The organism is Labrys sp. Lb11 (assembly GCF_057554225.1).
The window spans coordinates 151070-175197 of sequence record NZ_BAAJOT010000005.1; the positions used below are offsets into that span (position 1 = coordinate 151070).

Genomic DNA, 24128 nt, shown 5'->3' on the forward strand with positions numbered 1-24128 from the left:
ACGATCATGGCGGCGGCCGGAGCTGCGAAAGCCTCCGGCTGCCGTCGCCGCCTGCACACCCGGTACGTGCTCGCTGCGCGAACGCGGCGCCCGCTCCGGGCATTGATCCCGGCGGCGCCAGCCGGCGGCAGGATGCGCAGGGACGCGCATTCCTCCGTCTTTCCCCGTGCATCCGAACTTGGAATCGACCTGGACGCGTCCTTTTTGACATTCGGATGCGTGAAACAAGCTGTTGCCCTGCGTGATCTTGATGAGTTCTGTCAAATTATAGAGACAATTTCGATCTGAAATGTCGTCCTCCGATAGGGAGAGACGGGGCTGAATTTCTTTGCAAACCGGATTCGGTGCGGTAGAAATCGACGATCCGAAGCGATTGCTTGATGAAAGCAAGGATACGGACATGAAACTAGGTCTGTCGCGCCGGGACGTCCTGAAGGCCGGTATCGCCGCGGGCGTCGCGATCGAGGTCTCGCTTCTCGTTCCAGGCGCGCACGCGCAACTGATCGAGACGCCGCCGCGGCCCGGGCCGGACTGGATCGGGGCAGCGGGCAAGCCGCGCTATCGCCTGGACGCCATCGCCAAGGTCACCGGCGGCAAGACCTTCACGCGCGACTATCGCGCCCGCGACCTTGACGGTTGGCCGAAGCAGCAGGCCCATGCCTTCCTGCTGCACGCCACCCGCGTGGACCGGGCCTTCGACGGCATCGATCTCAGCGTGCTCGGCGACGACCTCAAGCCGGACCGGGTGGTGCTGCACGAGGATCTGGCCAGGGACGGCATCGAGATCCCGGTGCCGGGTTTCTACGGCGACGTCTTCCTCGTGCCGAAGGGCCAGACCGCGCGCCTGCTCGGGCAGCCGGTGGCGCTGCTGCTCTATCGCGATTTCGCCCGCTACGACGCGGCCAAGCGCCTGGTGCGGTTCGACGACACCGTCGTGCGTTACGGCGGCAAGGCGCCGTCGACCACGCCCGGACATTACGGCGCCGCCCGCTTCGTGCGCATCGACGGCGGTGATCCCGAGGCCGAAGACCGCTATTCCGCATTCAGGGACACGGTGATCCGCGCCGGCTTCAAGGGCGACGACCCGCAATGGCCGGCGGCCGGCGTGGACGACGCCATGGCGCGCGGCATGGCGGCAGCCGCCGAGATCGAGACGGAGATCGAGGCCGCCGGCGAGGATGCGTTGGTGATGCGACGCTCCTACTTCTCGCAGTCGGCCGATGCGTCGGCCATGGAGGCGGACAACGGTCTTGTCTGGTACGAGCCGGCCGGCGGCGTCCTGCACGCGATGATCGCCACCCAGTCGCCCTACGAGGTCGCCGAGGTCGCGGCGCACATGGTGTCGAAATCGCGGTTCGCGCTCGGCCGGGTCGACCTCAGGGTCGGCTACACCGTCGGCTACGGCACCAAGGACCACTCGATCTTCCCCTTCTACTGCGTGCTCGCCGGCCTCTATGGCGACGGCGTGCCGGTGCGGCTCGCCAACGACCGCTACGAGCAGTTCCAGATGGCGCTGAAGCGCCACGCCTTCTGGATGGACAATGTGCTGGTCATCGACCGCGGCACCGGCAAGTTCCGCGCCATGACCGGCCGCTACCGCAACGACGGCGGCGGACGCGAGAACTTCTCCACCTCGGTCGGCACCGTCGGCGCCACGGCGGCGCAGTCGATCTACTACCTGCCGAAGAGCGATTTCTCGGTGGCGACCCTCGCCTCGCGCGCGGTCGACGCCGGATCGATGCGCGGCTACGGCACGCTGCAGACCATGTCGGCGACGGAAATGATGGTCGACGAGGCGGCCGAGCTCCTGAAGATGGACGCCATCGATCTCAGGCTGAAGAACGCCTTCCGGTCCGGCATGAAGAACACGCAGGGCGCCATCCCGGCCGGGGCCATGCGCCACGAGGAGATCCTGCGCAAGGCGCAGCGCCATCCCCTGTGGGCCGAGCGGGGCACGCGCAAGGCGGCCTTCGAGGCGGCCCGTCCCGGCAAGCGCTACGGCGTCGGCTATGCCCATGTCCACAAGGACTACGGCACCGGCGCGGAGGCGGCGCTGGCCTCGATCGAGTTCGACGCATCGGGGCGGCTCGGCTTCTCCCACGTGGCGCATGAGATCGGCACGGGCGCGACCACGTCCCAAGCGATCATGGTCGGCGACATCCTCGGCGTGCTGCCGGCCGAGACCGTGTTCGGCAAGGTGCGCTGGCCGCAGATGCCGCTGGAGACCACCGACGAGCCCTACACGCTGTCGCAGGCCGAGGAAGACCGGCGCATGGCCAATCCGCGCTGGACGCCGAGCTTCACCTCGCCGATGAGCGCCTCCAACAGCGTCTATTATCTCGGCCAGGCCACCCGCGAGGCGGCGCGTGTCCTGGTGGAGCTCGCCGTCTGGCCGGCGGCCCGGTCCTTGTGGTCGCGCGGCATCGGCGGCGGCCAGATGGCGCCCGAGGTGGTGCGGCGCGAGGATCTGCGCCTGGCGCAGGGCATGGTCAACGCCGCCGGCATGCAGCCGCTGACCTTCGCCGCCGTCGCCGCGGAGGCGCACCGGCTCGGACTCGTCACCGGCGTGACGGTGCACACCTTCAACCGCTGGCAATGGGCGGAGGCCGAGTTCGAGGTCCCCGTCACCGGGCATCACCGCTTCGCCGTCGACGCGCTGGCCGTGCGCTACGGCGACGGCGCGCCGGCCGACCGCAAGGCCCTGGCGACGCTGGAGGGCTGGCATTTCCTCGACCGGGCGAAGGTGACCTATCCGCCGGTGCAGCGCAACAATGCCGGCGTCACCTATTACGCGCCGATGGCGACGCTGGCCGAGGTCTCGGTCGACATCGGCAGCGGCGAGGTGACGCTGCTGTCGCACCATTCCATCCTGGAGTGCGGCACGCAGGTCGTGCCCGAGCTGGTGTCCGGCCAGGTTCAGGGCGGCCTCGCCATGGGCATCGGCCACGCCCTGAAGGAATATCTGCCGCTCTACGAGGACGGGCCGGGCGACGGGACCTGGAACTGGAACCGCTACGAGCTGCCGACGGCCCGGGACGTGGCGGTCTGGTCGCAGACCGCCGAGGTGCTGGCGCCGCTCTCCGACAGCGACCCGCCCAGGGGCATGGCCGAGGTGGTGATGATCGCGGTCGTCCCTGCCATCGCCAACGCCGTAACCCATGCCGTAGGCAAGCGCTTCTACAGCCTGCCGATCACCGCCGAGAAGATCCGGGAGGCCCTGGCATGACCCTCGCCACCAAGACCCTCTCCCTGACGATCAACGGCCGGGCCATCGACCCCGTCGAGGTGCCTGAGACCATGATGATGCAGGATTTCCTCTACGAGTATCTCAACCTTACCGGTTCGCGCATGGGGTGCGGGCAGGGCATCTGCCACGCCTGCACCGTGATCCTGGAGCAGGACGACGGTTCGCTCGCGGAGATGCGCACCTGCATCGTCGGTGCCCATTGGTTTGCCGGCAAGAAGGTGCGCACGATCGAGGGCCACGCCAGGCGCGACGCCTCCGGGGCGATCACCGAGCTGTCGCCCGTCCAGCAGGCCTTCATCGAGCATTTCGCCTTCCAGTGCGGCTACTGCACGCCGGGCTTCGTCACCGGCGCGACCGTGCTGATCGACGAGCTCGGGCGCCGGCCGGTGCGGCGCGAGGAGCTGGAGGCGGCGATCACGGCGGCGCTCGACCGGCACATCTGCCGATGTACCGGCTATGTCCGCTATTTCGAGGCGGTGCGCGACCTCGTCCTGAAGACTCCCGGGCTGGTGAAGGCATAGGGCGGGCATGATGCGGACATTGCTGTGGGGCGCCGCCGCCGTGATCGTGGTGGGGGCGCTCGCCGTGGGCGCCGTCTTCTTCGGTCTGCTCGAGCGAAGCGTGGTGGCCGGCGACATCGAGCAGCCGCTGTCGGCCGGGCAGATCAAGGCGCTGGCCGGGCGAGGCGCCTATGTCGCCGTCGCGGCCGACTGCTACGCCTGCCACACCGCCAAGGGCGGCGCGCCCTGGGCCGGCGGCCTGCCGTTCACGACGCCGTTCGGCACGATCTATTCGACCAACATCTCGCCGGACAAGGAGCACGGCATCGGCGGCTGGACCCGGGCCGAGTTCCACCGCGCCCTGCGCGACGGCATCGGCAAGCGCGGCCACCTCTATCCCGCCATGCCCTACGCCTCCTATCGCCAGATGACGCCGGAGGACGTCGACGCCGTCTACGCCTATCTGATGACCCGCGAGCCGATGAAGGTCGCCAACCGGGACAACGAGCTGAGCTTTCCCTTCGGCATCCGCCAGGGCCTGACCTTCTGGAACCTCGTCAACCTACCCGCCCGGGCCGACGAGGCCGACGCGGCCCGCTCGCCGGTGTGGAACCGTGGCCGCTACCTCACCGACGCGCTCGCCCATTGCGGCGAATGCCACACCCCCCGCAACGCCCTGATGGGCATGAAGCCGGACGCCTACCTCCAGGGCGCGCTGCTCGAAGGCGTGGTGGCGCCCGACATCACCAAGGCCGGCCTGACGCAGATGGGCTTCGATCCCAAGGTGCTGGCCGCCTTCATGAAGTCCGGCATCTCGGCCCAGGGCGCGATGACCAACCAGATGTTCGAGGTGGTGCATTTCTCCACCCAGTACATGACGCCCGAGGATCTCGGCGCCCTGTCGGCCTATCTGTTCGACCTCGACACGCTGCCCGACACCGCCACGCCGCCGGCCCCGCCCAAGCCCGTCGCCGTCGCGCCCGAGGTCGCCGCCGCCGGCCGCGCCACCTATATCGAGCTCTGCTCGGGCTGCCACGGCGTCGACGGGCAGGGCATCCCGCATGTGGTGGTGCCGCTCGCCAGCAATGCCTCGCTGCGGCTCGCCGACGCGCGCAACCTCATCCATGTCGTGCTGAACGGCATCGAGGCCCAGCGCTTCCCCGGCCTCGAGCGCATGCAGCCCATGCCCGGCTTCAAGGCCTACCTGAACGACCGGCAGGTGGCCGACCTCGTCAACTGGCTCCGCGCCACCTGGGGCGGCCGGGAGCCGAACACCGCGGTGAGCGAGGTGAGCGAGATCCGGAGGGGCGGGTAGGGGGGCGGCGAGTGCGTCAATCGGGCGAACCGGCAGGGGACGCTCCGAAGCATTTGCGGCACACAGGCCGGATCGTCGACGACTCGGCCAACTCGGCAGGCGGTGCACGATATAGTCCGCAGCCCGATGCGCTGTCGGTCGAGCTGCCAGCCGGTTTCGGAGTGATCGCTCGACCGGAAAAGCCTGGACTAGCGGTGCCGACCTCTCCACGATAACAACGCTTCGTAACCCGTGTGGCAGATCTGGGGTAAGGGGAAGCATGATCATGCACAGCTGGACGGCAAAGCACCGGGTGTTCTGTGCCGCGACCATCGTCGTCGCGATGGGACATGCATGTGGGGTTGGTCGTAGACGTCGTTCGGCCTGCCGGGTGGCTAGGCGCGCAGACAAGTTGTCATCGGCCGCCGCCCTGGGGATTCCCCGCGGCGTTTGAGCAACAACGCGTCTGCCGGTGCAGGCCTGTCTTGGCCGCCGGCAAACACCGGACGCCTTCTTAAGGCGCGTCTCACAGGAAGACCTCCGCGGCGTTGCTCTCAGGCAATAACGCAAGGATGAGGTTTGACCAAAAGCAGCCGATGCTTGACGGCGATGCGCATCGCAGTCGCCTCTTGCGGTAGGCAGCCTGTGATCTTGCGGCCTGCTCGCTGGCTCAGCCATGTTGGGTACGATCTCGAGAGCCCCGCTTCGCCATTGGATCGAGGCTCTGTCGACCCGAAACCGCAATGTACGATACGATCCACGCGGCTGTGGCCTGTCGGGCCGAATTGTGGCTGATCTTCCGCTCGATCCATGGCATGCGGATTTCGATATGGCGGCCTCGTCGATCCAGGAGCCGAGATTCGTCATCCTGGGTGTTTCGCAAGGTGGCGCTCCGGCCCATCATCTATGCTTGGCATCGAAGACTGAGGCGCTCGGCCCTTGGACACGATCTACTGGGGCATCCCTAGCGATAATTGCCGTTCGAACGCAGGGGGATGCCGTTCTTGAATCGCACACGATTTGGGTGAACTACCGAATCTCGATGATTTTCGTGACATCTTAGCTTATCAGGAATTCTATGCCGCCTCTCGTGCCGGCTGGCGCCTCATTCGAAGTGACGTCGATAAAAACTTGCAGGGCGGTTGTTGATGTGGACTACCTTTGAGACAATCGGGCTCGTCGTTCGCGATCTCATCTTGGGGCTCGCGGCGTTCTTGAAGTTGGAGGCAGCGCCCGGACTCGTCACACTTGGGTTGCTGATTCTGCTCGTGGCCGCGGTGGCTTGGTTCGCCCTACTCGTCGCGCGGCGGCGAAATGCGATCCGTTGGCTTCGGAGGGTGATCACGGAGGCTGAGGATGAAGCATCCTTTAGCAGATCCATCGTGTCAGTCGACAATACGATCAAAACCGAAGCCAAGACAGACGATCGCGAGCGCGTTGCAACAGCTTGGCGCGAATATCGAGAAACTTTCGTCGTTCACCGGGAAGGTGGCGAGGAAATTCTGCGTAACTCAGTAAGGCCGTCGACTTTCTTCAATGTCGACGATCTCGGATTTGCTCCAGGCTTCTGGCGTATTGTGCCTGGTTTGTTCGTGACTATCGGCCTTTTTCTTACGTTTCTGGGGCTGATATCCGCCCTGAACGCAATGGACCTCTCCGCCGACAAGGTGCAAGGCTCGCTCAAGGATCTCCTCACCATTGCCTCGGCGAAGTTTATCATGTCACTGACGGGGCTGTTCTGTTCCATAGTCTTCACGATTGCCTTGAGAACGGGCATGTCCCGTGTGGAGCGGGAAATCCACGCGCTCTGCGGTGCGATCGAGACGCGCCTGACGTTCATCAGCCTTGAGGCTCTGGCGGTCGAGCAGCTTGCCGCGACCCAGGAGCAGCGCCAGCACTTCCGCACGATCGGACTGGAGCTTGTTGCCGAACTCGGGCGACCTCTGCGGGAGGAGTTACCGGCAGCCATCTCCAACTCGATCACGTCGGCCATGTCACCTCTGCTGGAGCAAGTCGGTCAGGCTGGTGCGGACGGAATGGGCGCCATGGTCAAAGATCTGTCGTCCCGCTTCTCCGACGACGTGGGTCGGGCCCTGGCGAAGGCGAGCGACAGTCTCGTCCAGGCCGGCGATCGTATCGGGCAGTTGTCGGAGCGGATGGACCAGAGCTCGGGCCGGGTCGGGACCGAGATCGACTCAGCCGTGGTTCGCCTTACGCAGGCAGTGGATGACCTGCGCGGCGCCATGGGCGCTACGGCACAAACGGCGAGCGGAGCCCTCACACAGGGGGCGGAGCAGCTTTTGGCGGTGATGAGTCAGACACTGGAGGGGATCCGCGACAATACGGGTGAAGGGGCCAGGGCCTTGAGCGCCGCCGCGGTCGAGATGCGCCAGGCGGCGGAAGGATTCCGCACCGAAATCGAGACAGCCACGGTACAGGGCACGACGGCCGCCCGCCAAAGCCTGGAGGCCGCCAGCGCCAGCGCCGCGGGAGCGGTCGGCTCGGCGGGCCTTTCCGTGCTCGATGCCGTGGGGAGGACTACCAAGGAGATTTCCGAGCGAGCTGAACAATTCACCGAGAAGGCAGGTCGCGAGTTATTGGTTCCCCTGGACAGGATCGCTGAGCAACTCGGTGGAATGATAACGAGCCTGTCCGAAGGGGCCTCCGGCATGAGGCGGCTCTCGGACGGGGTCAGGGCGGGCGCGGAAGCCAGCGAACAGGCCGCCGGTCATTTCCGTTCGGCGTCGCAGGATCTGGTCACGGCAGCCACGCCGATCCGCGCCACGCAGGAGCGGATGGAAGCCGCCATAGGGCAACTCACGCAGAGCACCCAGAATGCTGCCACCACGGTCGCACGGTCCGCCGAGGCCACAGCCCAGAGCGCGGCGCAGAACCTCGCTGCCGCCCAGGAGATGCTGGGTGGTCATTCCAAGGCCATAGAGGCATCGCTCGGCGGGGTGAGCACAATGCTCGACCGCTTGAAAGGCCAGGGCGACCGTCTCGATGATCTGGACGAGAAGCTAGGCACGGCATTCGAGACCTATACGAGCCGCGTGGCGGTAGCCGTCGATAGTCTCTTCGGTCACGTCCGCAAGATGCAGGAGGAACTCTCGCCCGCCCTCGACACGATGCATGCCATTGTCGCGCAGGCCGAGCAGTTCGCACCAGAGAGCCGGAGACGCGCATGAGAGCCGTCCTGCGGCGCCAGCACGAGGATGAGGAGGAATCGGCTTTTGTGTCCATGACGGACATGACGGTGAGCTTTCTCTTCATCGTCATGATCCTACTCGCCTTTTTCGCCTCGCAGTTGCATGACACCGATAAGGTGTCGCGCGCGGATTTCGATCGGGTCGTGCGCGAGCGCGACATATTGCGGGATGAGGTTGGGAAACTCCGGTCCCAGGTGAGGGCGCTCCAGGGGCAACTCCAGGATCAGGCAGAGACTATCCGACAGCGGGAAGCCAGGATCGGGGAGCTCGAGGAGGAGCTCAGGCGCCTCCGGCCGGAGCAACCGATCGAGACCTATCTGGCCAAGGTGGCGGAACAGCGGCGTCAAATCCTCGATACGCTTCGGTCAAAGCTGAAGGTGGACTTCCCGGATCTGCAGGTGGTCATCAGCGAGGAGATGGACGCCCTGCGCTTCAAGGGGGATGGCTTGTTCAAAACGGACGAGAGTGTTCTCAGGCCGGACAAACGCTTGATCGTAGAGAGTATTGCTACCCGATTGAACGAGATTCTACCCTGCTATACCCTCGGCAGGCGCGCGGCTTGGAGCGAGCGCTGCAACGAGGCCGGCGCCGTGATCGAGGCGGTGCAGATCGAAGGGCACACCGATTCGACTGGCCTCGACGACCGCAACCTGACGCTTTCGACCAATCGCGCCAACGAGACCTTTTTCGCGATGGTCAAGCGCGAGCCCGGTATCGTCGACAATCACAACAGCCGCGGCCAACCGGTCCTGTCCGTCGCCGGCTACGGCAAGATGCGTCCCGTCGCCGACAATGCCACGCAGGAAGGGCGGGCGACCAACCGACGGATTGACCTGCGTATCATCATGTATACGCCGAGGTCCCAGGACGACATCCAGAAGGTGCGCGAGGAATTGCGCAAGGGCATCCCGGCGAGGGGGCAGCCATGAGCAGGACCAGGGATTTGACCAAGCTCCTCGATTTCGAGGCGCCCGCCCTTCCAGCTCTGAATGCGCTGATAGCAACGAAAGGGAGAATCCTGAGCCGATGGCCCGACGTCGTGGCCAATCCGCCGGAGAAGGACCGCGAGCGCCTCGTCCAGGAGGTTCGACGACGTCAGGAGGCGGACCAGTGGGAGGGGACGCCGATGTCACTGGTGACCTCGGGGGCGCGAGCCCTGTTCCATGAGGATCTGCGAGCTCGGCGCGATCTTCACGGGCTGCGTGAATTCTACTACGCCGAGATCAGGGTATCGACCCGCCGGTCGTTCCTCGCCTCAATGGTGTCCGTCTATGTGGCTACCTATGTACCCGCCGCGCCGCACACACGCGAACTTGCTGCCGCGCTCACGAGCGCCGGGGCGGGCATCGGCGGAATGGGGCAACAACTCCTGCGCCATATCCCCGCGCTGTTTGATCCGGCTCGCGCGCATGAAGCGATCGCGGACAAGATGGTGACGATGGACGATTGCTGGATCGGCCTCAAGGAAATCGGACTCCTTGCCCCGCACGCGCCGGGCCTGATGGATCATGCGCATCTCGACTATGTCCGCAAACTTGCTCCCGGCTTGACGAAGCGGTCTGCCCTTGAAAGGCTCTTCAACTGGCTCAAACCGGAAGGCCAGAGCGTGAGGGCGAGTGGAGCGGACGAGGCGATCAGAGCGATACTGGCCCCATGGCTCACAGGCGATCCGCCGCAAGCTGAGTTGACGTTCATCACCGAAACGTTGATCGGCCTCTACGGCGATCCTCGCGTGAGCGGCGGCGGGGCCTGGGCCGGAGTGCCTGAGAGGCATCTCGCGGTGATGATGCGGTGGCTGACCGGAGAGAACATCCGCTTCTTCCTCGATGTCGTTTCCGCCGTGGAAGAAAGCCACATGTGGGAGCCGAGGCGGAAGTTCTGGTTGTCACTGCACGATCAAAAGCGGATCGACGCCGCCTGGGTGGCTTTCAGTTCAAGTGGGGTCCGCCATGCGCAACGGCAGCTCCGTTCCAGAGGCAGCAGAAGCCTGTTGAGCTATGGACGCCAGATGGCCGGCGGAAGCCGCACTGATACATCTCTCTTAATTATGAAGATTGGAAATAAGGTTATCGTCGAAGGTTCGCACAGTTATAAAGTCCATATCTTTAAGGACAACAATCCGCGCGCCCCGAGATTGTATCAAACGGACTATGATTGCGAGATGATCCGTGGGATGGGCGGTTCCGAGACGAAGTCCCACCAGGGGGATTGGCAGGGTTGGGTGCTTGAGCGGGTTTGATGGCTGCGATGTTCGATCTCTATTTTGACGAGCGCGACGTTCGCCTCACTTTGAAGGAGCCGCGCGACAGGCTTCTCCAGCGACTCTTCGCTCGCGGCCGAAAGCGTGATCTCGCGCATTTGCCGGTTTCCGACCGCGAACTCATTATCGCCCTGGCTGACCTGCGGGCACTGGCCGAGGAAAATTCCGAGGAATTTGAGATTGGCTCAGATCAGATCTGCCTTTCCCACCGCCTCGCCGCGGCGTTGCCAGGCGAAGCAGCGCAGGTTCTTGGCTTGCCGCCCATCGTCGACCTGACCCTGAGGACGGATGCGGAGGGCCTTGTTGGCTCTCCGCATTTCCGGCTGAAGGCGGAGTGGTTCAAGAACGGCCAGCGCCAGCTGCCTCGCAGGGTAGGGGCTATGCTTGAGACGTCGGGCGGACTGCGACGCCTGCCACTCTGGCTCGTGGAGGCCGTGGAGGTCGCCGAGACGCTCCAGGCGGGTGGCAGTGACATCGATCACTGGGGCGCCCTGTCGCGCTTCCGCCAAGCGCTCGATCCCGGCGTGCGGATCGGGGACCCCGACCACGCCGGCAGGGTGTCGATGACCGATTTCCTGTCGGGGCTGCAGGTGCGGGTGGCCGATCGTCTGTCGATCGTTCCCACTGCTGATGCCACCGACTTCGAAGTCCTGCCCTTTTCAGGCAAGAAGCTCGGTGAGGGCCGTGGGGACGGCGACGTTTCGGCGCAGGAGAGCGAACTCGTCGGGCAGGATCTGAGCCTGTTCCAGAAGCGGGTGCGTGAGCGAGGCGCGGTCCCCGCCTATCGGTTGGGGCCTGGCAGCTTCCTTGTCGTAGACCGGATGGCGCTCCCAGCGCTCGGCGTGATGGTGGAAATGCAGCGTGCGCCGGAGGCCGAACGCGCCGCCTTCGTCAGGAACCCACGCCCGCGTATCGCCGAGGCCGTGGAAGCGACCCTTCGGAAAGACGGTCATCTCGACAATCTCAGCCCCGCAGCGGAAGAGGAGGCTATCGAGGCGGCCGCCGGCCCGGTCTTCATCGAGACACGGGAATTCTCCGAGCGCGTGACGGGCGTCAAGATTTTCGAGAAGCCGGACCTCGGGCCGATTGCAGGCAGCGGGACGACATGGCTTCCCGAACAATTCGCTCGACGGCTCGCAGATGCACTCAGCAACTGCTCGACCACCACACTGGAAACGTTGCGAAAGGACATTGAAGGGGCGATCGAGCAGGGGCAGGAGACGGTTCCGCTGGGAGGGATCGACCTGCCGGCAAGACCGGAGACAGTGGCGACGATCGACGCCTATCTCGCGACGAAGACAGACCGATCCAACGAAGACGATGGCGGTCGGGACGATCGTCCCGAGCCTACCGGACCCTATGTCCTCGACGGCAAGGTCAACATTGATGAGATCGAGTGGCATGCGAAGATCCAGCCTCGCAAGGCGCTCGTTCCGGTGACCGTGCCGAATAGTATCCGCACACCTCTGAAGCCGCACCAAGTGGACAGTTTCGGCTGGCAGGTGGCGGCCTGGCAGGCCGGCCTCCCCGGCTTCCTGAATGCCGACGAGCAAGGGTTGGGAAAGACGCTCCAGACGATCGCATTCCTGGTCTGGCTGAAGTCCCATATGGCCACAACCGGCGCGGCGGATCGTGGCCCCGTGCTGGTTGTGGCACCCACCTCCCTCTTGGAGAATTGGGAGCAGGAAGTGGTGCGTCATGTCGAGGAGCCGGGCCTCGGGCACCTCATCCGTCTCTATGGAAGCGCCGTTTCAGGCCGGAAGATGACGGGAAAGTCAGGCCGTGACATCGAGAGCGGCGAGATGAAGCTCGACCTTGCCTTCCTGACCGAGGCGATCGAGGAGAGGCGCGCCCACCGCTTCTGGGTTCTGACAACCTATACGACCCTCACCAACTATCAGCATTCGCTCGGGCGCATCCCGTTCAGCGCCTTGGTGTTCGACGAGATCCAGACCTTGAAGAACCCGGCCAGCCTGCGGGCGCAGGCTGGCCTGTTCATGAAAGCCAATTTCCGCATCGGGCTCACGGGAACGCCGATCGAAAATAGCGTGGTCGATCTGTGGGCGGTGATGGAGCAACTCACACCCGGTGCGCTGGGAAGCCTCAAGGACTTTCGCGGTCGTTATGGCACGCCCGATAACACCAACATGGCCGACCTGTACAGCCGGGTCTTCAAACCGGCACAGGGGCGTCCAGCCCTGGCGTTTCGACGGACGAAGGATCAGGTCGCTCGTGATCTGCCGGAGAAGACGCGGCGTCTTCACCCGCGCCTGATGCCGACGGGACAAGCCTCGGTCTACGAAGATGCAAGGCTCAAGCTGGCGCGGGGCGGTTTGGGGGCGGCGCTGAAGATGCTGCACCACATCCGCTCAGTCTCCGTCCATCCGAGCTTGGACGGGAAGGAGGCTGACGCCGACTTCATCGGCGCCTCGGCGCGCCTCTCGGCGACCTTTGAGATCCTCGGGCGGATCGCAGCAAGGCGCGAGCGGGCGCTGGTGTTCATCGAGCACCGGCAGATGCAATACCGCTTCGTTGAGTTGACCCGCGCGCAGTTCAAGCTGAACCGGATCGACGTCATCAATGGCGAAACGCCCATTCCTCAGCGCCAGGCGATCGTGAATCGCTTCCAGCGCCATGTGGAGGAGGATGGAGGCTTCGATATTCTCGTCCTCGGCCCCAAGGCGGCTGGCGTGGGGCTCACGCTGACGGCGGCCACGCACGTTATTCACCTTTCACGGTGGTGGAACCCCGCGGTGGAGGAACAGTGCAACGACCGTGTCCACCGCCTTGGGCAGACGCATCCTGTCAGCATCCATATACCAATGGCGATCCACCCCGGTTATCGCGAGAACTCGTTTGACTGCCTCCTCCAGAGCCTAATGCAGCGTAAACGCAAGCTGGCGAGTTCCGCCCTCTGGCCGATGGGAGACACGGATGGGGATGTCACGGAGCTGCGGAAGATGCTGGAAGCGGAGAGCGTCAGAATCGACGAAGATGCTGTCCGATCTGCTATCGACGCCCTCTTCCTGCGAGACGGACTCTCTCCCGCACAAGTGGAGCCGGACGGCTCCGTGCAATTCAGGTGACGAAGTCCTGCCGATGTCGTTGCTCACCCCGGGGCGGGTATGGTCGGCGAGGTTTGGTCGAGTGGCGGCCCGGTTTCGGCGCGGCCGCCCCGCCGGAAGGGCTGGACCGGCGGCCCCGACCTCTCCACAATGCCCGTGCTTCGTGGCCCCGTGTGGCAGGTCCGGGGCAGGGGGAACAGCGTGATCATGCACAACTGGACGGCCAAGCACTGGGTGCTCTGTGCCGCGATCATCGTCGTGGTGATGGGGGCATTCGTGTGGAGTTGGTCGTAGAGGCGTGCGCGCTCACGGCCCGGCGGGCTCTGGGCGCGTTGTCCCCGATGACGCTGCGCGCCTGGACACCGCAGGCGGCTCGTTCGCACGGCCACGGTTCGGTGTGGCGCCGCCGCCTCAGCCCAGCTTGCGGGCGATCTGGCCGGCGAGCTGGTCGAGGGCTGCGCTCATCGCCTCGACCTGGGCGGCGGTGTCGGTGCCGTTCTGGCGGACCGTGATATTGGCCTGGGCGGCGGCGCTGCGCCCGCCGCCGCGATAATGCAGCCGCCATTGCGCCTCGAGCACCACCATGCCCTCGGCGTTGATGTCGAAACGGCTCACGGCGAGTTCCAGCGTGGTGGATTCGGTGCCCGAGACAGTGCGGCTGGTCGTCACCAGGGAGCCGGCGGGCAGGCGCCGGCGCAGATTCTCGGCCAGCACGCGCTGGACCATGCTGCCCATCGGCTCGCCCCAGCGCTCGAACTCGGAGACGCCGAGCTGGACGTCGCCGGACCGGCGCACCATCTGCGGGCGGTCGAGATATCTGGCAATGTCGACCGTCTCGATCGACAGCGAGACCGGTCGTCCCGCCACCGGGTGCCCGCCCTGTGCGGCGAGGGTGTAGATCTTGGCAGCCGGCGAAGCGCAGGCCGAGAGCAGGGCAAGGGCCAGCAGGGCTGCGAGGCGGGCGGGAGGCCTGCGGGAAAGGAACGGCATCAGTCGCTTCCTGTGGTGGTCTTGCCCCGGATCAGCGATTCGGGGTGCTGCTCGAGATAGTTGGCGAGGACGCGGATGGAGCGCACGGCATCGTCGAGCTGCGACATCAGGCGCGTCAGGTCGCGCTTGAAGCTGGACGAGGCGCCATAGCCCTGGTCGAAGGAGCTCAAGGTCGAATTGATGCGCTTCATCGACTGCTGGGCGGTATCGAGCACCGGCGGCAGCTTCTGCATTGCAGGGCCGAGATCCGTCCTGGCCTGGGTGATCAGCTCCTGCGCGGCGGTGAGCGTTGCGGCGAGCGAGCGCAGGGACTCCTTGACCTCCGGCTGTGCCTGGGTGATCAGCTCCTGCGTGGATGTGAGAGTGGCGGCGAGCGAACGCAGGGATTCCTTGATCTCCGGTCCGGCGGCGAGATTCTGGAACGACTTCATGGTGTCGTTGGCCTGAGTCACCAGCTTGTCCAGCGGCAGCTTCGAGACACGGTCGAGGATGTCGTTGACCGAGCGCAGGGCGGAGTCGAACTGGTTCGGGCTGGTCGGGATCACCGGATAGGCGTCGCCGGTGCCGAGCTCCGCAGGTCCGGCCGTGGGATCGATGTCGAGCGACACCACGCTCTGCCCGGTCAGATAGTTGCTGGTCTTGATCTCGGCGCGCAGGCCCTTCGCAACCAGCGATCTCATGACGGCTCCGGGCTCGACCTTGTCGGCGCCGACGAGCTGGACGCGCTGCGGCTCGATCTCGATCAGCACGGGCGCGCGCGGAGCGCTCTTGGCGACGTCATATTGCAGGGTGACGTCGACGACCCGCCCGATCTTGAGGCCGTGCCACTCCACGTTGGAGCCGGGACCGAGGCCGCCGACCGAGGAGTTGAAATAGACGAGATATTTCAGGCGGAGCGAATATTTGGCTTCGTCCGCGCTGGCCTGGTCGGCGTAGAGGGGGAACGCCGTCCCGGGAGCGGCGCGGGGGCCCGGCGGCACGCCGGCCGGCCTGTCGAAGGCGACGCCGCCGGCGAGCAGGGCCTGGATGGAGTCGAGCTGGAGCCGGAAGCCCTGGGGACCCGTGGTGAGCGAGATCCCGGAAGCGTTCCAGAAATTGGTGCCGGTCTGGACTTCCTTGTCATAGGGATCGCGCACGAAGGCGCGGATGGTGATGCCGGCGGCGATATCGGAGGAGTCGTAGCCGAGGACCTGGCCGACTTCGACGCCGCGATGGAAGATCGGCGATCCGATGCCGGTGGAGCCGATCTGCGTGGCCTTGAGGGCGAATTCCGTCCCCGGCACGCCGGACTGGATGACCGGCGGGATTTCGAGGCCGACGAAGCTGTCGGCCGGCTTGTCACCCTTGCCGGGATCGAACTCGATATAGACGCCGGAGATGATGGTCGACAGGCCCGAAATGCCCGAGCTTGCCGAAAGGCGCGGCCGCACGACCCAGAAATGCGCGGTGTCGCGCATCAGCGGTTCTGCCTCCTTGGTCATCTCGGCCGTGACGATGACGTGGCTGCCGTCCGGCGAGAGCTCGATGTGCTTCACGGTGCCGAAGACGATGGCCTTGTAGCGGATCTGCGTCTTTTCCGGCTCCAGGCCTTCGGCGGTGCGCAGAGAGATCCGGATCTCGGGGCCCTTCTGCGACAGCGTGATCCAGCCCAGATAGAGCGCGATCGCAGCGGCCACGATCGGGACCAGCCAGATCGGCGAAAGCCGGCGGCGCGGGGGCTCGATTTCGGGCGCGGCCAGGTCGCTGCCACGATCGGAGGCGTTGAAGTCGTTCAATGGCCCCTCTTTCCCTCTTGGCGGTCCAGGGTGTCCCACATAAGCCGCGGATCGAACGATTCGGATGCGATCATGGTGATGATGACCACGCCGGCGAAGGCGATGGCGCCGACGCCCGGCTCGATCGTGGCGATCTCGCCGAGCTGTACCAGAGCCACCAGGATCGAGATCATGAAGATGTCGATCATCGACCAGCGTCCCACGGACTCGATGATCCGGTAGAGGACCGTGCGGTCCTGCAGGCGCCAGATCGTCCCGCGCTGGGTGGTGATGAGCAGGGTCGCCAGGCCGATGAGCTTGAGCACCGGCACCAGGATCGAGGCGAAGAAGACCAGGATGGCGAGCGGCCACATGCCGGAATCCGCCAGCTCGATCACGCCGCTGATGATGGTGTCGGGCGCGCCGTGCCCGAGCGAGATCACCGTCATGACCGGGAAGAGATTGGCGGGGATGTAGAGGATCGCCGCCGTGATCACCAGGGCCCAGGTCCTGGTGATGCTGTCGGGCTTGCGCGGGTGAACCGGCGCCGAACAGCGCGGGCAGGCCGCGTGGTGGCCGGGGGCGGGCAGGTTGGAGACGAGGCCGCAGGCTTCGCACAGGGCGGTTGGACGCCTGGTGTCGACCGGCGGCGGCGGCGGGACCAGGCCCTTGCGCTCGAAGTTGCGCCAGATGGTTTCGTCGTCCAGCAGGGCGCCGGTCGCCACCGTCACCAGCATCAGCCCGACCACGGCGAACACGGCGGGGCCGAGCACGACCTGGGCGAGATCGGTCAGCTTCGTATAGGCCACCATGAGGCCGAGCATGTAGACTTCGATCATCGCCCAGCGACCCACCATGCTGGCGCCGCGATAGAGCAACGGCAGCCCGCGCGGGGGGCGCCTGAGCTGGAGCCCGCCCAGCACCATCAGGCGGGCGAGGATTTGCAGGGCCGGCGCCACCAGCATGGTGAAGGCGACCACGCCGGCCAGTTCCCACAGCCCCTGGTCGTAGAGCGCCTTGATGCCCGTGACCAGGCTGGCCACCTGCACGCGGCCGGATATTTCGAGCTTGATGAAGGGCAGGAAGTTGGCCATGGCGAAGCAGATCGCGCCGGCGCAACTATAGGCATAGGCGTGGCTGATCGAGATCGAGCGGAAATACTGCAGGGTGGCGCCGCAGCGCGAACAGCGCGCCCGCATTCCGTCCGTGAGCGGCGGCACGTCGTGCAGCCGGCCGCAATCATGGCAGCCCATGACCTGCGCGGAAGCGCGCAACGGGGGGATGGTCGCCCTGTTCGCCCGGCCGGTTACCGTCACGCTCGACTCACAAAAAGAACCCCGACCTTGCGGCAATATCGTTTCCGTCGATGAAGATGTCGGCGCCGTCCGCGGGAGACCGCAGACCCCACGCAGGCCGTTGTATCGCCGTGTTTGCCCCTTCCAGCCCCATGTGCCGCATAAGCTGAGAAAAGCCAAGGGCTGGCTGTCGGTGAGATGCCGACGACCATCTCGTAGACGGGGAGGTGAAAGCCCATCCGCGCTCGGTGGCGGGCGATCTCAATCCGGCTCGAGGGGGCGCCGGGGGCCGTTGCCGCCTCTCCCGACAGGTAAAAATAGTCGCGTGGCCGCGGACCCAATGGAGCGGCGCGGCGTTTACGGCAACGCGAGGCCCATTGGCTCGGTCCATCGACCGTCGAACGGAGGATGCCGAAATGAGGAAAGCCTTGGCTCTGGGAGCGTCCCTGCTTCTCACCACTCTTGCGATACCGCTGCCGGCGAGTGCAGCATCGGTGCTCACCGCCGGGAACGGCATGACGGTGTATGTCTTCGACAAGGATGTCGGCGGCAAGCCGTCCTGCTATGCCGCCTGCGCCGCCAAATGGCCGCCCTATGCCGCCAAGGCCGGCGAGAAGATGGGGAAGGGCTGGGCCACCGTGAAACGGACGGACGGGGTGCTGCAGTGGACCTATGGCGGCAAGCCCCTCTATTTCTATGCCTCCGACAAGAAGAAGGGCGACAAGACCGGCGACGGCGTCGGCGGCGTCTGGCACGTCGTCACCGAATAGCGTCATGCGATCGAACGCCGCGGAAGAGCAGCGCCGGCTGTCGGCGTCGTTCGAGGTCAGAAGGCCTCTGTGATCCGGCGCTCGATGGCGGCCTCCCGGGTACGGAAGGTGTTGGCGACGCGGCGTGAGCGATGGAAGTAGGGAATCCAGATCGCCGAGACGACGAGTGCCCGCATGAGGTCCTTGATGGAATCGCGGGGCATCGGCGTCTCCGTCAAGACGGCGATCCGGTAGCCGGCCAGCACGTCCACAAGGCAAGCCACGACCATCCCGATATAGAAGATCGTCATCAGGCGCGGCACGGCCGGTGAGCGGGTAAAGATGCGATAGAGGCACAGAACGGCCAGCCCCATGATGGCAAGGCCGGCAAGGACGGATGCGCCGATGGGCAGTCGCAAGGCTGCCGCCGTCGGGTGGCTGCCGGCGATGATGGCCTTGACGCCTTCCCATTCGACGATGACGTCGTGCAAATTGTATATCGTCATCGCCACGGTGAAGACCAAGCCGATGATCGGCAGGATCAGCCAGCCACCGATGCCCCGCGGGCCGTCCGGCGCCTGTGTTGTCGCCGATATTGAGTCGCCCGCATTGGCCATGATGCCCCCCTGCCCATGATGGTGACTATAGCCGAACGGGCATCAGCTTGACACTGCGATGGCAGTGGCAATCCCATCGCATTTGACGGTGCGGCAAGGAGGGGGCTGGATTTCCTGTTTCGTGAAGGGCGGCCGTACCCGCCGGCCAAGAAGGCTCGCGCCGGCACAGCATTGCCGCAGTCCGGGTGGGCCGCCCTCGTTGCAGCCGCCCGTCCCGGCGCTCTCCGAGGTCGGGCTCTGCCGGTGCTGCACCACGCCAGGCTCTTCCGTTCCCCGTTCACGCCCCCGAGGCCTCGGATCCCTCCGATGACGGCTGGGTCCGGGTCATGTCGATCAGCCGCTTCAGCAGGGCCTTGCGGTCCTTCAGGCTGAGCGGGGGCAGGCCGATCGCCTCGTTGAAGTAGAGGCCGTCGACGGCGAGCCGGATCACCTCGGCATGCAGGTAGTCCAGCCCGTCCTTTCTCAGCCGGTCGGACCATTTGGCGCTCTCCTGCGCATAGTCGGCCAGGAGGTCCGGGTCGGTGGCGATGCCGGCGATCATGGCCGCGGCGATGTCGTCGGCGCGTTCGGCGGGGAAGCTGGTGGTGATGTAGGCGCGCAGATAGGAGCCGGGCGTCGGGTCGCCCGCGACCATCGCCGTCGTCTTCTCCTCGAAGGAGTCGAGGCCGGCCGCGATCATGGCGCGGATCAGGGCGTCCTTGGAGGCGAAATAGTGCAGGAGCCCGCCCTTGCTGATCCCGGCCTCCCTGGCCACGTCGGCGAGCGTCATGCGCGAGGCGCCCTGCTCCATGACGATGCGGGTCGCCGCGCTGACGATCGTCGCGCGGATCTCCTCTCCCGTCTTGCGTCTGCGTCCTGCCGGCATGTTCGTCATCGGGGATTCGAACCCGCCTCCTCAGCGCCCACCCTTCTTCGAAACGCGCAAGAGTGCAACGGAATTCTCAGACCGTCCGGACGGTTTTTATAGACCGGCTGGACGGTTTGGATTATAGCACCGGGCGGCACAAAACAGAGGAGGGTGGCGTGCGTTCTATCCGGTCGATCTGTCTGACGGCGAGCCTGGGCCTGGCGGCGCTGTGCGGTTGGAATGGCATTGCCGGGGCGGCCCCGCTCGGCGACGGCGCGGCCCCGATCAAGATCGCCATCAACGAATGGACCGGGCAGAACATCACCGCCCATGTGGCGGGGCAGCTTCTGGAGAAGCTCGGCTACCGCGTCCAGTACGTCACCGCCGGCAGCTTCCCCCAATGGATCGGCATGGAGGACGGCTCGCTGGATCTGACCCCCGAGCTGTGGACCAACAATCTCGGGGAGATCTATCCCAAGCTCCTCGCCGCCGGGAAGGTCGAGCCGGTCGGCGACCTCGGGCTCAACGCCCGCGACGGCTGGGCCTATACGGATGCGACGCTGGCCGTCTGCCCGGGGCTGCCGGACTGGAAGGCGCTGCTGAAGCCCGAATGCGCCGCCGCCCTGGCGACTGCCGAGACCCTGCCGAACGGACGCCTGGTCGACTATCCCGCCGATTGGGACACCGCCTCCGCCCGGGAGATCGAGGATTTCAAGCTGCCCTTCACCGCCGTGCCCGCCGGGTCCGAGGGCGCCCTGGTCGCCGAGCTGCAGGCAGCCCTGGCGGCCAACCAGCCGCTGCTCCTGCGCTTCTGGGCGCCGCACTGGCTGCTCGCCCAGTCGAAGCTCAACTGGGTCGACATGCCGCCCTGCGACCCCAAGAACGGGGCGCGCTGCATCCTGCCGTCCGCGGTCATCAAGGTCGTGCGGGCCGGATTCGGCGACAAGTGGCCGGCGGCCTATGCGCTGATGAAGCACTACCAGCTCGGCGCCGGGGACCAGCAGGCCATGATGATGGAGATCGACCACAACCATCAGGAGATCGGCGGCGTCGTGAGCCGGTGGCTCGAGGCCAACACCGCGAAATGGGCCCCCTGGATCGAAGACGCGAAGAAGTGAGCGCGATGCGGGCCTCGAGCGCGAGCGAAGATCGGCGATGACCAAGGCTTTCTCTGCCGATGCGCAGCGCCGCGTCGCGCTGGCCTGCGAGGATCTGTGGAAGCTGTACGGCCCGCATCCGCAGCGGGCGATGGCGGCGGTCCGGTCCCTGCCGGAAGACGGGGAGCGCCGGCGGGCCGCGCTGGCCGAAAGCGCCCATGTCGCGGCGGTGGCCGGCGTCAGCCTGGCGGTGCACGAGGCGGAGATCTTCGTGCTGATGGGACTGTCCGGTTCCGGCAAGTCGACGCTCCTGCGCTGCCTCACCCGGCTGATCGAGCCGACCAGCGGCCGCGTGCTGCTCGACGGCGAGGATCTCGGGACCGCCAGCCGCGGCCGGATGGTCGAGCTGCGCCGCCACGCCATGGGCATGGTGTTCCAGAACTTCGGGCTGCTGCCCCATCTCGACGTGCTCGAGAACGTCGCCTTTCCCCTCCGGGTGCAGGGCGTCGACAGGGAGACGCGGCGGGCGAGGGCGCGGGAGATGACCGAACTGGTCGGCCTCAAGGGGCTGGAAGGCCATTTTCCGAACCAGCTCTCCGGCGGCCAGCAGCAGCGCGTGGGCATTGCGCGGTCGCTGGCGGTCGGACCGCAGGTCTGGTTCCTCGACGAGCCGTTCTCGGCGCTCGACCCGCTCATCCGCCGGCAGATGCAGGACGAGTTCATCCGCCTGCAGACGATGCTGCGCAAGACGATCGTCTTCGTCACCCACGACGTGCAGGAGGCCTTCCGGCTGGCGGACCGGATCGCCATCATGCGTGACGGCGCCATCGTCCAGATGGGAACGCCGGCCGCGATCGCGCTCGCGCCGGCCACCCCCTACATCGCCGAGTTCCTGCGGGACATCCCGATCCTGCGGGTCATCAAGGCAGCCGACGTGATGCAGCCGCTGTCCGGCGGCCCGCCGCCCGCGCGCGCCGTTCCCGCCACCGCGCCGGTCGAGGACATCGTGCCGCTGGTGCTGGACGGGGGCGCCTCGGTCGGTGTGCTGGACGCGGCCGGCATCCCGGTCGGCGAGGTCACGGCGGCCACGGTCGCCCGCCTCTCCCGCGGCGGCCGGGCCTAGCCGCGATGTCGCCCGCCAAGCCGTCCTGGCGCGCCGCCCTGCGGGCGCTGGTCGTCCCGGCCGCGGTGCTCGCCTGCGTCGCGGCGAGCACTCGATGGGGTTGGATGGCCCGGTTTCCGCAGGATTGGACCTTGCCCGTCGCCGGCGGGATCAATGCCGTCCTCGATGGGATCATACCCTGGGTCCTGCCGCTGACCGCCGCGATCGCCTGGGCCTTCGCCGCGATCCTCGCGGCGCTGGTCGGCGGCCTGCAATTCGTGCCGTGGCCGGCCACGGCGCTCGCCGTCATGCTGCTCGGGCTCAGGGCGGGCGGCCCGCGCCTGCTCGCGCTCTGCCTGTTCGCCGTGGCCTATATCGTGCTCGCCGGCTTCTGGCGCCAGAGCATGGCGACGATGGCGCTGGTCCTGCTCGCGGTGCCGCTATCGGTCCTCGGGGGCTTTCTCCTGGGGCTCGGCGCCTTCCTGCTGCCGCGCCTGCGGCGCCCCGTCGAGCTCCTGTTCGACTTCATGCAGACCTTCCCGGCCTTCGCCTACCTCATTCCCCTGCTGCTGCTGTTCGGGTTCGGGCCGGTGGCCGGCCTGGTCGCCACCGCCGTCTACGCCATTCCGCCGATGGCGCGCTGCACGCTGAGCGGCCTCGTCCAGGTGCCGCACGAGCTCACCGAGGTCGGCGACATGGCCGGCTGCACCCCGCTTCAGCGCCTGGCCTGGATCGAGCTGCCGGCCGCCCGGCCGATGGTGATGGTCGGCATCAACCAGACGACCATGGCGGCGCTGAGCATGGTGATCACCGCCTCGATCATCGGCGGCTTCGACGACGTCGGCTGGGCGGTGCTGAGCGGGCTGCGCCAAGCGGATCTCGGCAAGAGCCTGCTCTCCGGCCTGGTCATCGTGCTCATCTCGATCGTCGTCGACCGCATCACCGCCGGCCTCTTCGCCGACGGGCGCGCTCGGGATGCCCGGCATCGCCGCATGGGGCTGCCGCGGGTGCTGGCGGCGGCGTTCGCCGTCCTGTGCGCCGGCGCCGCCGCGCGCTGGGCCGCGCCCGACCTGCTGCAGGGCCTGAACGAGACGCGCGGCGTGATCGACTTCGGCGTGCTGAACCGAGCCCTGCTCGGCTTCGTCGGCCGCTACGCCGGCGTGCTGGAGGCGATCAAGAACGGTGTCCTCTACTATCTCGTGCTGCCGCTGCGGCTGGGGCTCGCGGGCGCGGTGCTTCCCGCCACCTGGGGCTTTGCGATGACGCCGGCGGTCACCGCCGGCTATGCGGCCGTCGCGATGCTCCTGGCTGCACGCCTGCTCGCCCGCGGCAGGCCGGGCGCGGCGGCGGCAACCCTGTCGCTGGCGATCCTGCTCCATGTCGGCATGGTAAGCTTTCCCTGGCCGGCGGCGATCCTGCTCGCGGCATGGGCGGCCTGGCGGGTCTCGGGGCCGAGGCTGGCGCTCCTTGCCGCGGCGAGCCTGGCCTTCGTGCTGGCATCCGGGCTGTGGCTGCCCTTCGTCAAGTCGCTCTATCTCGTCGGCGTCTCGGTGGTGCTCTGCGCCCTGGCCGGCGGCCTGCTCGGCACGCTGGCCGCGCACAATCGCTGGCTCTCGGCCGGCCTCAGGCCGATCAACGACGCGCTGCAGACCATGCCGCAATTCGTGTTCCTGATCCCGGCGCTGATGTTCTTCAAGGTCGGCGAGTTCGCCGGCCTGATCGCCATCTCGCTCTATGCCGTCGTGCCGGCCGTCCGCTACACCGAGGCCGGCCTGAGGGCGGTGCCGCCGGCCATCCTCGAGACCGCGAGGCAGATCGGCTGCACGCCGGCGCAGAGCACCCTGCTCGTGCAGATGCCGCTGGCGCGCCCGGCGCTGCTGCTCGGCCTCAATCAGACCGTGATGGCGGCGATCACCATGCTGCCGATCGCCGCCACCGTCGGCACCTCCGAGCTGGGGCAGCAAATCTACATCGCACTCGGCAAGGCCGATGCGGGGCTGGGCATCACCGCCGGCATCGTCTTCTGCCTCACCGCCATCAACCTCGACCGGATGCTGCGCGCCGCCGCCGGGCATCTGCGCGCGACCTGACGACGAACCAGA

The 24128-nt window shown here is 66.5% G+C and carries 16 protein-coding genes; 11 read left to right on the forward strand and 5 right to left on the reverse strand.

The window, feature by feature from the left end:
- Positions 1-400 precede the first annotated feature (400 nt).
- The 7 genes from AC27L4_RS19400 to AC27L4_RS19430 all read left to right on the forward strand — a co-directional run bounded on the left by AC27L4_RS19400 (position 401) and on the right by AC27L4_RS19430 (position 13596).
- Entirely contained in the window at positions 401-3226 is a 2826-nt protein-coding gene (locus tag AC27L4_RS19400; protein ID WP_487144005.1) for a xanthine dehydrogenase family protein molybdopterin-binding subunit, read from the forward strand.
- Positions 3223-3768: a (2Fe-2S)-binding protein gene (locus AC27L4_RS19405; RefSeq protein WP_487144006.1), complete on the forward strand. Its 546-nt coding sequence runs from the start codon at positions 3223-3225 to the stop codon at positions 3766-3768. Before AC27L4_RS19400 ends, AC27L4_RS19405 begins: the two co-directional genes overlap by 4 nt.
- Before the next feature lie 7 nt (positions 3769-3775).
- Positions 3776-5062 (forward strand): c-type cytochrome, encoded by a 1287-nt coding sequence (locus tag AC27L4_RS19410; RefSeq protein WP_487144007.1) that lies wholly within the window; start codon positions 3776-3778, stop codon positions 5060-5062.
- Positions 5063-6189: 1127 nt separating this feature from the next.
- On the forward strand, positions 6190-8229 hold the full coding sequence (locus AC27L4_RS19415) for a hypothetical protein (RefSeq protein ID WP_487144008.1): 2040 nt from the start codon (positions 6190-6192) through the stop codon (positions 8227-8229).
- Positions 8226-9179 (forward strand): OmpA family protein, encoded by a 954-nt coding sequence (locus tag AC27L4_RS19420; protein WP_487144009.1) that lies wholly within the window; start codon positions 8226-8228, stop codon positions 9177-9179. The genes AC27L4_RS19415 and AC27L4_RS19420 overlap by 4 nt, the downstream gene beginning before the upstream one ends.
- Before the next feature lie 14 nt (positions 9180-9193).
- Complete coding sequence (locus AC27L4_RS19425) at positions 9194-10489, forward strand: EH signature domain-containing protein (RefSeq protein ID WP_487144010.1); 1296 nt, start codon at positions 9194-9196, stop codon at positions 10487-10489.
- A complete protein-coding gene (locus AC27L4_RS19430; protein ID WP_487144011.1) occupies positions 10489-13596 on the forward strand; it encodes a DEAD/DEAH box helicase in 3108 nt (1035 codons plus the stop codon). The genes AC27L4_RS19425 and AC27L4_RS19430 overlap by 1 nt, the downstream gene beginning before the upstream one ends.
- Positions 13597-13986: 390 nt before the next feature.
- Here the strand turns inward: AC27L4_RS19430 and AC27L4_RS19435 are convergent, their stop codons facing one another.
- Genes AC27L4_RS19435 through AC27L4_RS19445 form a run of 3 tightly spaced genes read right to left on the reverse strand, consistent with a single transcriptional unit; the run spans position 13987 to position 17593 of the window.
- The gene (locus AC27L4_RS19435) at positions 13987-14565 is read right to left on the reverse strand and encodes a PqiC family protein (RefSeq protein WP_487144012.1); all 579 of its coding nucleotides are present in this window, start codon (positions 14563-14565) and stop codon (positions 13987-13989) included.
- Positions 14565-16340: a PqiB family protein gene (locus tag AC27L4_RS19440; RefSeq protein WP_487144013.1), complete on the reverse strand. Its 1776-nt coding sequence runs from the start codon at positions 16338-16340 to the stop codon at positions 14565-14567. The genes AC27L4_RS19435 and AC27L4_RS19440 overlap by 1 nt, the downstream gene beginning before the upstream one ends.
- The gene (locus AC27L4_RS19445; protein ID WP_487144014.1) at positions 16337-17593 is read right to left on the reverse strand and encodes a paraquat-inducible protein A; all 1257 of its coding nucleotides are present in this window, start codon (positions 17591-17593) and stop codon (positions 16337-16339) included. The genes AC27L4_RS19440 and AC27L4_RS19445 overlap by 4 nt, the downstream gene beginning before the upstream one ends.
- Before the next feature lie 437 nt (positions 17594-18030).
- On the opposite strand from AC27L4_RS19445, the gene AC27L4_RS19450 reads away from it, so the two are divergent.
- Positions 18031-18384: a COG4315 family predicted lipoprotein gene (locus tag AC27L4_RS19450; protein ID WP_487144015.1), complete on the forward strand. Its 354-nt coding sequence runs from the start codon at positions 18031-18033 to the stop codon at positions 18382-18384.
- Positions 18385-18440: 56 nt separating this feature from the next.
- On the opposite strand, the gene AC27L4_RS19455 is transcribed toward AC27L4_RS19450, so the two are convergent.
- Positions 18441-18980 (reverse strand): DUF2569 domain-containing protein, encoded by a 540-nt coding sequence (locus AC27L4_RS19455; protein ID WP_487144016.1) that lies wholly within the window; start codon positions 18978-18980, stop codon positions 18441-18443.
- 277 nt (positions 18981-19257) lie between these two features.
- Positions 19258-19845: a TetR/AcrR family transcriptional regulator gene (locus AC27L4_RS19460; protein WP_487144017.1), complete on the reverse strand. Its 588-nt coding sequence runs from the start codon at positions 19843-19845 to the stop codon at positions 19258-19260.
- Positions 19846-20003: 158 nt separating this feature from the next.
- Between AC27L4_RS19460 and AC27L4_RS19465 the strand changes: the two genes are divergently transcribed.
- Genes AC27L4_RS19465 through AC27L4_RS19475 form a run of 3 tightly spaced genes read left to right on the forward strand, consistent with a single transcriptional unit; the run spans position 20004 to position 24116 of the window.
- Positions 20004-20945: an ABC transporter substrate-binding protein gene (locus tag AC27L4_RS19465; protein WP_487144018.1), complete on the forward strand. Its 942-nt coding sequence runs from the start codon at positions 20004-20006 to the stop codon at positions 20943-20945.
- A 37-nt stretch (positions 20946-20982) separates the two neighbouring features.
- Complete coding sequence (locus tag AC27L4_RS19470) at positions 20983-22047, forward strand: quaternary amine ABC transporter ATP-binding protein (protein WP_487144019.1); 1065 nt, start codon at positions 20983-20985, stop codon at positions 22045-22047.
- A 5-nt stretch (positions 22048-22052) separates the two neighbouring features.
- Positions 22053-24116, forward strand: a complete 2064-nt coding sequence (locus AC27L4_RS19475) for an ABC transporter permease (protein ID WP_487144020.1) — start codon at positions 22053-22055, stop codon at positions 24114-24116.
- The last annotated feature ends 12 nt before the right edge of the window (positions 24117-24128 follow it).

Coding starts and splice junctions, on each gene's coding strand:
- AC27L4_RS19450 (WP_487144015.1), top strand. CDS start 18,031: ATGAGGAAAGCCTTGGCTCTGGGAGCGTCCCTGCTTCTCACCACTCTT.
- AC27L4_RS19400 (WP_487144005.1), top strand. CDS start 401: ATGAAACTAGGTCTGTCGCGCCGGGACGTCCTGAAGGCCGGTATCGCC.
- AC27L4_RS19415 (WP_487144008.1), top strand. CDS start 6,190: ATGTGGACTACCTTTGAGACAATCGGGCTCGTCGTTCGCGATCTCATC.
- AC27L4_RS19460 (WP_487144017.1), bottom strand. CDS start 19,845: ATGCCGGCAGGACGCAGACGCAAGACGGGAGAGGAGATCCGCGCGACG.
- AC27L4_RS19405 (WP_487144006.1), top strand. CDS start 3,223: ATGACCCTCGCCACCAAGACCCTCTCCCTGACGATCAACGGCCGGGCC.
- AC27L4_RS19470 (WP_487144019.1), top strand. CDS start 20,983: ATGACCAAGGCTTTCTCTGCCGATGCGCAGCGCCGCGTCGCGCTGGCC.
- AC27L4_RS19435 (WP_487144012.1), bottom strand. CDS start 14,565: ATGCCGTTCCTTTCCCGCAGGCCTCCCGCCCGCCTCGCAGCCCTGCTG.
- AC27L4_RS19430 (WP_487144011.1), top strand. CDS start 10,489: ATGGCTGCGATGTTCGATCTCTATTTTGACGAGCGCGACGTTCGCCTC.
- AC27L4_RS19420 (WP_487144009.1), top strand. CDS start 8,226: ATGAGAGCCGTCCTGCGGCGCCAGCACGAGGATGAGGAGGAATCGGCT.
- AC27L4_RS19455 (WP_487144016.1), bottom strand. CDS start 18,980: ATGGCCAATGCGGGCGACTCAATATCGGCGACAACACAGGCGCCGGAC.
- AC27L4_RS19410 (WP_487144007.1), top strand. CDS start 3,776: ATGATGCGGACATTGCTGTGGGGCGCCGCCGCCGTGATCGTGGTGGGG.
- AC27L4_RS19475 (WP_487144020.1), top strand. CDS start 22,053: ATGTCGCCCGCCAAGCCGTCCTGGCGCGCCGCCCTGCGGGCGCTGGTC.